Annotated in this window: 10 protein-coding genes; 5 read left to right on the top strand and 5 right to left on the bottom strand. The window is 68.3% G+C overall.

The window, feature by feature from the left end; translation table 11 throughout:
• Window positions 1-671: septation protein IspZ (locus HUU96_RS06715; protein WP_217430282.1), on the top strand; the 671-nt coding region annotated here is incomplete at its 5' end.
• A gap of 46 nt (window positions 672-717) precedes the next feature.
• Window positions 718-1,926, top strand: coding sequence for a 23S rRNA (adenine(2503)-C(2))-methyltransferase RlmN (gene rlmN, locus HUU96_RS06710; RefSeq protein ID WP_254605063.1), 1,209 nt, complete (start codon window positions 718-720; stop codon window positions 1,924-1,926).
• Between the two features lie 49 nt (window positions 1,927-1,975).
• On the opposite strand, the gene HUU96_RS06705 is transcribed toward rlmN, so the two are convergent.
• Window positions 1,976-2,356 (bottom strand): hypothetical protein, encoded by a 381-nt coding sequence (locus tag HUU96_RS06705; RefSeq protein ID WP_174292062.1) that lies wholly within the window; start codon window positions 2,354-2,356, stop codon window positions 1,976-1,978.
• A 157-nt stretch (window positions 2,357-2,513) separates the two neighbouring features.
• On the opposite strand from HUU96_RS06705, the gene HUU96_RS06700 reads away from it, so the two are divergent.
• The 3 genes from HUU96_RS06700 (at window position 2,514) to htpG (ending at window position 5,928) form a co-directional block, all read left to right on the top strand.
• Entirely contained in the window at window positions 2,514-3,218 is a 705-nt protein-coding gene (locus tag HUU96_RS06700; RefSeq protein ID WP_174292061.1) for a cytochrome b/b6 domain-containing protein, read from the top strand.
• On the top strand, window positions 3,215-3,958 hold the full coding sequence (locus tag HUU96_RS06695) for a molybdopterin-dependent oxidoreductase (protein WP_174292064.1): 744 nt from the start codon (window positions 3,215-3,217) through the stop codon (window positions 3,956-3,958). Before HUU96_RS06700 ends, HUU96_RS06695 begins: the two co-directional genes overlap by 4 nt.
• Window positions 3,959-4,038: 80 nt before the next feature.
• Window positions 4,039-5,928, top strand: coding sequence for a molecular chaperone HtpG (gene htpG / locus HUU96_RS06690; protein WP_174292060.1), 1,890 nt, complete (start codon window positions 4,039-4,041; stop codon window positions 5,926-5,928).
• A gap of 107 nt (window positions 5,929-6,035) precedes the next feature.
• On the opposite strand, the gene gmk is transcribed toward htpG, so the two are convergent.
• From gmk to HUU96_RS06670, 4 genes are all read right to left on the bottom strand, one after another.
• Window positions 6,036-6,683, bottom strand: a complete 648-nt coding sequence (gene gmk, locus HUU96_RS06685) for a guanylate kinase (RefSeq protein WP_174292059.1) — start codon at window positions 6,681-6,683, stop codon at window positions 6,036-6,038.
• A gap of 73 nt (window positions 6,684-6,756) precedes the next feature.
• On the bottom strand, window positions 6,757-6,972 hold the full coding sequence (locus HUU96_RS06680) for a hypothetical protein (protein WP_174292058.1): 216 nt from the start codon (window positions 6,970-6,972) through the stop codon (window positions 6,757-6,759).
• Window positions 6,973-7,032: 60 nt separating this feature from the next.
• Window positions 7,033-8,424, bottom strand: a complete 1,392-nt coding sequence (gene fumC / locus HUU96_RS06675; RefSeq protein WP_174292057.1) for a class II fumarate hydratase — start codon at window positions 8,422-8,424, stop codon at window positions 7,033-7,035.
• 35 nt (window positions 8,425-8,459) lie between these two features.
• Window positions 8,460-8,972 (bottom strand): tyrosine-type recombinase/integrase (locus tag HUU96_RS06670; protein WP_174292056.1); only part of this gene is annotated, 513 nt, incomplete at its 5' end.

Here is an 8,972-nt window from a genome sequence, read left to right as displayed (position 1 = left end):
CTGGCGGGTGCGGCGACGGCGATCGACGCCGCCGCGCTGGCCTGTGCGGGGCGATGAGCGACGACCTGGCCTCGCTGGCGAACCCCGGCCAGCGACGGCGGGTCGAGATGTCCGCGCTGGTGTTCGCGATCCGGCCGCTGGCGATCGATCTTGCCTCGACCCTGTGCTTCTACATGCTCCTCGCGATCACCGGCAGCCTGGTCGTCGCGACCGTGTCCGGCATGGTCCTTGGTCTCGCACAGCTCGGCTGGATGCGCTGGCGGCGGCAGCGGATCGCGGCGATGCAATGGGCGATGCTGCTGCTGGTCGGCGTGGTCGGCGGCGTCACGCTGGCGCTGAACGATGCGCGACCGTTGTTCTTCCAGGTCAGCGCCGCCTACCTGATCATCGGCCTGGCGATGCTCCAGCCGGGATGGATTGGGCGCTACGTGCCGCCGATCGCGATGGCGCGGCTGCCGCGGCGGCTGGTGGTGGCGTCGGGCTTCGTCTGGGCGGGACTGATCCTGATCACCGGGCTGCTCAACCTGGCGCTGATCCTCACCGTTCCGGTCAGGACCGCTGCGGCGGTGTTCGGCATCTGGGCTGCATCGTCCAAGCTCGTCCTGTTCGCCGGCCAGTATCTGTTCTTCCGCGCGATTGTGCGCCGACGCATCGCGGCCGCGCTCCGTTGACGGCGGCGGGATGGCAAATCGCGGCGTTTCGGGCTAAGGCACCGCCATGCTCGACAGCTTCGCGCCGCCAATGCCCATCCCCGGGCTAATCGACCCCGTGCCCGTGCCGCGCGCGGTGGCGCTGCGCGCCGACGGCCGCGTCGACCTGATCGGGCTGGGCAAGGACCAGCTGCGCACCGCTTTGCTCGACGCCGGCATGGAACCGAAACAGGCCAAGCTACGCGCCAAGCAGATCTGGCACTGGCTCTACAATCGCGGCGCGACCGAGTTCGCGAGCATGACCGACATCGCCCGCGCGCAGCACCCCTGGCTCGAACAACGCTTCGTCGTCGGCCGGCCGGAGGTGATCGAGGCGCAGGTGTCGAGCGACGGCACCCGCAAATGGCTGCTGCGCAGTCCCGATGCGCAGGACTATGAGATGGTCTTCATCCCCGATGCCGATCGCGGGACCCTGTGCGTCTCCAGCCAGGTCGGCTGCACCCTCAACTGCCGTTTCTGCCACACCGGCACGATGCGCCTCGTCCGCAACCTCACCGCCGGTGAGATCGTCGGCCAGGTCATGCTCGCGCGCGATAGCCTGGGCGAGTGGCCGAGCCAGCCCGAGGGGCGGATGCTGACCAACATCGTCATGATGGGCATGGGCGAGCCGCTGTATAATTTCGACAATGTCCGCGACGCGCTGCGCCTCGTCATGGATGGCGACGGGCTGGCGCTGTCCAAGCGGCGGATCACGCTCAGCACCTCGGGTGTGGTGCCGATGATGGCGCGTGCGGGCGAGGAGATCGGCGTCAACCTCGCCGTGTCGCTGCACGCCGTGACCAAGGAGGTGCGCGACGAGATCGTGCCGCTCAACCGCAAATACGGCATCGACGAGCTGCTCCAGGCGTGCGCCGACTATCCCGGTGCCAACAACGCGCGCCGGATCACCTTCGAATATGTCATGCTGCGTGGACTGAACGACAGCGACGCCGACGCGCACGAGCTGGTGCGGCTGCTCCGCCACTATCGCCTGCCCGCCAAGGTCAATCTGATCCCGTTCAATCCATGGCCGGGCGCGCCGTACGAGTGCTCGACGCCTGAGCGGGTGCGGGCGTTCTCGACCATCGTCTTCGAGGCTGGCATTTCCGCCCCGGTCAGGACGCCGCGCGGCCGCGACATCGACGCTGCCTGCGGCCAGCTGAAGACCGCCGCCGAGAAGAAGAGCCGCGCCGAACTCGACCGCCAGGCCGAACAGAAGATGGCGGCGCTCGGCTGATCTACACGGCGGATGGGGGACGGAAGATCGCTCTCCCGTCCCCGCACCGTCACTTCGCCTTGCGCGCCCGCTTGGGAGCGGCGGCGGCGGCGGTATCTTCTTCCTCGTCCGGGGCGTCCTCGCCCGCTTCGGTCAGGGCTTCGCCAAGCGCCTTCAGCTTCTCCTGCGAGGTGCCGGCCTTGTCGGCGATCTTGACGGTGGCGACCCCCAAGCGATGGAGGAGGGCGTGGATGCGGTCGGCATCCGGCTCGCCGCGTTCCAGCTGCTTGCGCAACGCTGCCAGGTCACGCAGGATGCCCTTGGCTCCGGTGACGTCGACTTCGGCCAGCGCCGCTTCCCAATCTTCCACCATGTCCGCGCCCTTGGCGGCCTTGGTCCCGTCGAGACCGCGGTTGATCGCGTTCAGTGTTCCTGCAAATTTAACGGCCATCGGGCTTTCTCCAATCTTTCACGGCAGATGCCGGCTGCGGACAACGAAGCGCTGTCGCGGAAGCCGCATGACTTGCGATCTTTCTTTCGGCCGTACCGCGTCGTCCGCTGGTCGGGCGGGCTGGTCTGGCATGACGCTGAGATGCTACAATACGGGAATGGTGTCGCCCGCCCCCGGAACCTCGTTGCGCCGGCATCGGCTCGCCACCCGGCTGTGGCATTGGACCAACGCCGTCGCGCTCATTATCCTGCTCGGCTCCGGCCTTGGTATCTCGAACGCGCATCCGCGGCTCTACTGGGGACGGTATGGCGCGAACTTCGATCATGCCTGGGCCAGCCTGCCGCATTTCCCGGGCTGGCTGACGATCCCGTCGGGCTACAATCTTGCGATCTCGCGGCGCTGGCACCTGATGTTCGCGCTGGTGTTCGCCTTCGGGCTGCTGATCTACATGGTCGCCAGCCTGCTCAATCGCCACTTCCAGCGTGACCTGGCGATCCGGCGCGAGGACGTGTCACCGCACCATTTGATCGATGACGTCCGCCATCATCTCGACTTCCACTTCCACGACCCCGAGCAGCCGCTTCGCTACAACAGCCTGCAGAAATGGAGCTACATCGCGGTGATCTTCGCGCTGCTGCCGCTGATGATCGCCACCGGGCTGGCGCTGTCGCCCGGCATGGACGCGGCATGGCCATGGCTGCTGCAGCTGTTCGGCGGCCGCCAGTCGGCGCGTTCGGTACACTTCCTCGCCGCCAGCCTGCTCGGCGGCTTCACCGTCGTCCATCTAGTGCTGGTCATCCTGGCGGGCGTGGTCAACGAGGTGCGGTCGATGGTCTCGGGCTGGTGGCGGGTGCCGGCATGATCTCGCGGCGCAATCTGGTGGGCGCGGGCGCGGGACTGCTCCTCGCCGGCTGCGACAAGGTAGTGCAGGTGCCCGCCGCGCGGCGCATCCTGTTCGCGGGCGAGGACATCCAGCGCGGCCTGCAACGCGCGCTCAGCGATCGCGGGGCGCTCGCGCCGGAGTTCACGCGCGCGCAGATGTCGCCGGTGTTCCGCGCCAACGGCACCGCCAACCCCGGCACGCCTGCTTACCAGGCGCTGGTCGACGGCCGCTTCGCCGACTATCGGCTGCAGGTCGGCGGGCTGGTCGACCGGCCGCTGTCGCTTGGCCTCGCCCAGCTCGGCGCGATGCCGGCGCGCCGCCAGATCACTCGCCACGACTGCGTCGAGGGCTGGAGCGCGATCGGCGAGTGGCAGGGGCCGCTGCTCGGCACCATCCTCAAGGCGGCGACGGTGCGGCAGAGCGCGCGCTATGTCGTCTTCCGCTGCGCAGACCTGATCGCCGGTCACGCCTATTACGAGTCGATCGACCTGATCGACGCCTTTCACCCCCAGACGATCCTGGCGCTGGCGATGAACGGCGCGCCGCTCAGCGTCGCTCACGGCGCGCCCGTGCGCCTGCGGGTGGAGCGGCAGCTCGGCTACAAACAGGCGAAATACATCATGGGCATCGACGCGGTCGCGAGCCTTGCCGGGATCGGCAAGGGCAAGGGCGGCTATTGGGAGGATAATGTCGATTACGATTGGTATGCCGGCATCTGACCCGTTGTCGGTCGGATGTTGAAAGGACCGCTTCCGGCGTCCATCTCCCGCCCGAATCATCCGCAGGAGCCCGATACGCTATGACGACCACCGACACCGCCCCCGCCGGGGAGACCCGCAGCTTCGAGGCCGATGTCGCCAAGCTGCTGCACATGATGGTGCATTCGGTCTATTCGGACAAGGATGTCTTCCTGCGCGAGCTGATCTCCAACGCCGCCGATGCGTGCGAGAAGCTGCGCTACGAAGGGCTGAGCGATCCCGCGCTGCTGGGCGACGACGGCCAGCCACAGATCGTCATCACCCTCGACCCTGACGGAAAGACGCTGACAATCGAGGACAATGGCATCGGCATGACCGAGGCCGAGATGGGCGAGGCGCTGGGCACTATCGCCCGCTCCGGCACGCGCGCGTTCATGGACAGGCTGGCCGATGCCGAAAAGGCCGGCGACAGCCAGCTGATCGGCCAGTTCGGCGTCGGCTTCTATTCCGCCTTCATGGTCGCCGACCGCGTCGAGGTCGTCTCGCGCCGCGCCGGCGGCGATGCGGCGGCGCGCTGGGCCTCGGACGGCCAGGGCACCTACACCATCGAGCCGGTCGACGCCGCCGACGCTCCGGCGCGCGGCACCCGCGTCACGCTGCACCTCAAGGAGGATGCCGCCGACTATACCGATGGCTTCAAGGTCGAGCGTACCGTCAAGGCGCAGTCGGGCCATGTCCCGGTCGTTATCTCCATCAAGGACAAGCCCGATGCCGAGGCGAAGCAGATCGCCGACGGCGCGGCGCTGTGGACCCGGCCCAAGTCGGACATCACCGCCGACGAATACAAGGACTTCTACCGCACCGTCGCCGGTCAGTTCGACGAGCCGGCGCTGACGCTGCACTACCGCGCCGAGGGCCGCCACGAATATTCGGTGCTCGCCTTCATTCCCGAGACTAAGCCGTACGACCTGTTCGACCAGGATCGCGGCGGCCGGGTGAAGCTGTACGTCCGCCGCGTGTTCATCACCGACGAGGCGGAGATCCTGCCGCGCTACCTGCGCTTCGTGCGCGGGCTGGTCGATTCGAACGACCTGCCGCTCAACGTCTCGCGTGAGATGATCCAGCAGAGCCCGGTGCTCGCCGCGATCCAGAAGGGCGTCGCCAACCGCGTGCTGTCTGAGCTGGAGAAGCTGGCCGAGAACGACTCTGACAAATTTGCCGCGATCTGGGACAATTTCGGCGCGGCGATCAAGGAAGGGTTGTACGAGGATTACGCCCGCCGCGAGCAACTGCTGAACCTGTCCCGCTTCAAGACGACGGCGTCGGCGGGCGGCTGGCGCTCGCTCAAGGACTATGGCGAGGCGCTGAAGGAGAACCAGACCGCGATCTACTATGCGACGGGCAGCGATCTCGACCGGCTCGCCGCCTCGCCGCAGCTGGAGGGGTTCCGTGCCCGCGGCATCGAGGTGCTGCTGCTCGCCGACGGCATCGACAGCTTCTGGGTCACCGCCGGCGCGGATTACTATGGCAAGCCGTTCAAGTCGGTGACGCAGGGGCAGGCCGATTTGTCGCTGATCCCGCTGGTCGAGGGCGAGGCTCCGGCCGCCGAGACGTCGGACGAGGTCGCGGGCTTCATCGCCGCGGTCAAGGCCGCGCTGGGCGAGGAGGTCGGCGACGTGCGCGCGTCGGAGCGGCTGACCGAAAGCGCGGTCTGCCTCGTCGCGCCCGAGCATGGCATGGATCGCCAGATGGAGAAGCTGATGGCGCAGGGCGGCCGCGGCGGCAGCGCGGCCAAGCCGGTGCTGGAAATCAACCCGCGCCACGATCTGATCGGGCGATTGAGCGGGCTGGGGGATGACGACGCGGAGCTGCGTGACGACGCGGCGCGGCTGTTGTTCGACGAGGCGCGGATCGCTGATGGCGAGCTACCGAGCGACCCGCGCGCGTTCGCGGCGCGGCTGGCGCGGGTGCTCGGGCGGGCGATGGGGTGACACGTCTTCACCCTCACCCTTCCCACTCGGCTTGCCGAGCGGGCCCCTTCCCTCTCCCAATGGGATAGGGAGGGAGGCGCGAAGCGCCGGAAGGGTTAGGGTGAGACCTACCGCGTCAACTTGCGGATGAACCCGATCAGCCCGGTCTGGCGCGAGCGCTTCAACCGTTCCGCCGCCAGGATCGTCTTCACCCCTGCGAAGCAGCGTTCGACATCGTCGTTGACCAGCACGTAATCATAGCCGTCCCAGTGGCTCACCTCGTTCGCCGCGCGTGCCATGCGGGCGTCGATCACCTCGGGCACGTCGGTGGCGCGCTTGGATAGGCGTGAGCGCAGCTCCTCCATCGACGGCGGGAAGATGAACACCCGCACCACGTCGCCGCCGGCGATCTGGAACAGCTGCTGCGCACCTTGCCAGTCGATGTCGAACAGCACGTCCTTGCCCGCCGCCAGCATCGCCTCAACCTGTGCGCGCGGCGTGCCGTAGCGGTGGCCGAAGACGTGTGCCCATTCGAGGAACTCGTCCTCCGCGACCATGCGGCGGAATTCCTCGATGTCGACGAAGTGATAGTCGCGGCCCGCGACCTCACCGGCGCGGATCGGGCGGGTGGTGGCGGATACCGACATGTCCAGCTCGGGCTCGTCGGCAAGCAGCAGCCGGGCGATCGTGGACTTGCCCGCGCCGGATGGCGATGACAGCACGAACAATACCCCCCGCCGCTTGAAGTTATGCGGGTCGGCGGGGGTGCTGGGCATGGCGGGCCTAGTGGCCGCGCCGGCCAGTGGGGTCAAGTCGGCGAGGTCAAGCTGACAGTCCAGGCCGCGGCGATCAGCCTGGCTGCTTATTCCCGATCGCCAGCGCCTCGCGCAGATGCGCCAGCCCGCGCAGCACGCCCCAGCCGACCGCATAGGTAACGACCGCCGGCAGCACGACCTTCAGGACGTTGGCCGTCACCGCGCCGATCAGCGCCCCTTCGGCCGGGCTGCCGCCCGAGATGTCGTCGATCGCGCCGCCGATGAGCGCTCCTACCGTCGTCACACTCATGTCCATAGCCCCTGATTGTGTTCACAATGCCAAGCGCATGGAGCGTCGGCGGGTTCCGGTTCAACCGCCCAGCATCGCCTCCGGCCGCACCACGCGGTCGAAGGTCGCGGCATCGACCAGCCCCAGCGCCAGCCCCGCCTCCTTGAGCGTCAGGCCTTCGACATGGGCGTGCTTGGCGATCCTGGCGGCGTTGTCGTAGCCGATCTCGGGCGCGAGCGCCGTGACCAGCATCAGCGAACGGTCGAGCAACTCGGCGATGCGGCCGCGATTGGCCTCCAGCCCGTCGACACAATTGGCGGCGAACGTCTCCATGCCGACGCTCAGCAGGTCGATCGAGCGCAGCACGCCCGCGCCGATCAGCGGCTTGAACACGTTGAGCTCCAGATGCCCCTGCATCCCGCCGACGGTGACCGCCACATGGTTGCCGATCACCTGCCCGGCGACCATCGTCAGCATCTCGCACTGGGTCGGGTTGACCTTGCCGGGCATGATCGAACTGCCCGGCTCGTTGGCGGGCAGGTCCAGCTCGCCAAACCCGCAGCGCGGGCCGGAGCCGAGCAGGCGGATGTCGTTGGCGATCTTGGTCAGCGCCACCGCCAGGCTGTTGAGCCGCCCCGACAGGTCGACCAGCGTGTCGTTTGACGCCAGCGCCTCGAACTTGTTGGGCGCGGTCTCGAAGGTGAAGCCGGTCAGTGCGGATATCTCCCGCGCGAACGCCTCGCCGAAGCCGGCAGGAGCGTTGAGGCCGGTGCCGACCGCGGTGCCGCCCTGAGCCAGCCGCGACAGCGCATGGGCAACGAACAGTTCGGTGCGGACATAGGCGAGGTGGAGCTGGGTGTAATAGCCGCTGAACTCCTGCCCCAAAGTCAGCGGCGTCGCGTCCTGCAGGTGAGTGCGGCCGATCTTGACGATGTCGCTCCACGCCTCGGCTTTCGCGAGCAGCGCATCGCGCAGCCACTTCAACGCGGGCAACAGGCGGTCGCGGCAGGCGAGCGCCGCCGCGATGTGGAGCGCGGTCGGGAAGCTGTCGTTTGACGATTGCCCCATGTTGACGTCGTCATTGGGATGAACCGGCGTCTTGCCGCCGCGCGTGCCTGCCAGCACTTCGTTGGCGCGGCCGGCGATCACCTCGTTGACGTTCATGTTCGATTGGGTGCCGCTGCCGGTCTGCCAGATCACCAGCGGGAACTGGTCGTCGAGGCTGCCCGCCACCACTTCGGCGGCGGCCGCTTCGATCGCGTCGGCCTTGTCGGCGGGAAGGCCGTGGCCGCGGTTCACCCGCGCCGCCGCCTGCTTCACTAAGGCGAGCGCGTGGATGATCTCGATCGGCATCCGCTCGCGCGCGCCGAACGGGAAGTTCTCGATCGATCGCTGCGTCTGCGCCCCCCAATAAGCGTCAGCGGGAACCTCGATCGCGCCAATCGAGTCGGTTTCGGTCCTGGTGTCGGTCATCGGGCGATAACGGCCCGGCGCGCGCCGGGTTGCGGTTACGCCCGCGGATGTGCGTTGCGGTACACGTCGAGCAGGTGCGCCGCATCGACCGCGGTGTAGATCTGCGTCGACGACAGGCTGGCGTGCCCCAGCAGCTCCTGCAACGAGCGAAGGTCAGCCCCGCGCCCCAGCAAGTGGGTGGCGAAGCTGTGGCGCAGCGCGTGCGGCGTGGTTCGCTCGCCCAGCCCCAACCGGCCGCGCGCGCCGCGCACCGACCGGCGCACCACCGCCGCCGACAACGGGCCGCCCTTGGCACCACGGAACAGCAGCTCGTCGCGCCGCACCGGCCAGGGCGTCTGCTCGGCATAGGCCTCCACCGCCGCGCGCACCTGCGGCAACAGCGGCACGATCCGGGTCTTGGCGCGCTTGCCGGTCACCGCCAGCGTCTCGCCGAGCGGCAGCACCGCCGCCGTCAGCGTCAGCGCCTCGCCGATGCGCAGCCCCGCGCCGTACAGCAGCAGCAGCACCGCCCAGTCGCGCGCGCCGATCCAGGGCGCCGCTGCATCCTC

The sequence above is a fragment of the Sphingomonas bacterium genome (assembly GCF_903644135.1).
In the GTDB taxonomy this organism is placed as follows: Bacteria; Pseudomonadota; Alphaproteobacteria; order Sphingomonadales; family Sphingomonadaceae; genus Sphingomonas.
This window is presented reverse-complemented; position numbering and strand designations above follow the sequence as displayed.